Source organism: Micromonospora sp. URMC 106, from assembly GCF_051386395.1.
Classification (GTDB): Bacteria; Actinomycetota; Actinomycetes; order Mycobacteriales; family Micromonosporaceae; genus Micromonospora.
Genome location: NZ_JBPQTP010000251.1, coordinates 1 through 463, shown reverse-complemented (window position 1 = coordinate 463; position 463 = coordinate 1). Strand labels below are relative to the sequence as shown.

Annotated in this window: 1 protein-coding gene; it reads right to left on the bottom strand. The window is 71.9% G+C overall.

The genetic code is table 11. The features are described 5' to 3' along the window. On the bottom strand, nt 1-463 hold a 463-nt coding region (locus ACSNOB_RS31995; RefSeq protein WP_436691178.1), incomplete at both ends, for an acyltransferase domain-containing protein.

The following is a 463-nucleotide window of genomic DNA, read 5'->3' as shown; positions in this document are numbered from 1 at the left end:
CCTCGGACGCACCCACCGCCGCCATCACGCCGCCGGCGGGCAGCGCCTGCATCAAGCGGCCCCGCGCGGCCACCAGGACACACGCGTCCGACAGCGACAGCATCCCCGCCACGTACGCGGCGGTCACCTCACCGATCGAGTGACCCGCCAGGAAGTCCGCCCGCACACCCCACGACGACAGCAACTCCCACAGCGCCACCTCGACCGCGAACAAACCCGCCTGCGCGAACACCGTCTGACCCAACAGGCCGGCATCAGTGCTGCCCGCCTCCGCGAACACCACCTCCCGCAACGGACGCGGCAACAGCGGATCGATCTCCGCGCACACCGCGTCGAAGGACGCCGCGAAGACGGGGAACGCGTCGTACAACTCCCGGCCCATCCCGGCGCGCTGCGAACCCTGCCCGGTGAACAACACCGCCCGACGACCCGCCGACACCACACCCGACGACCGGCCCTCGGC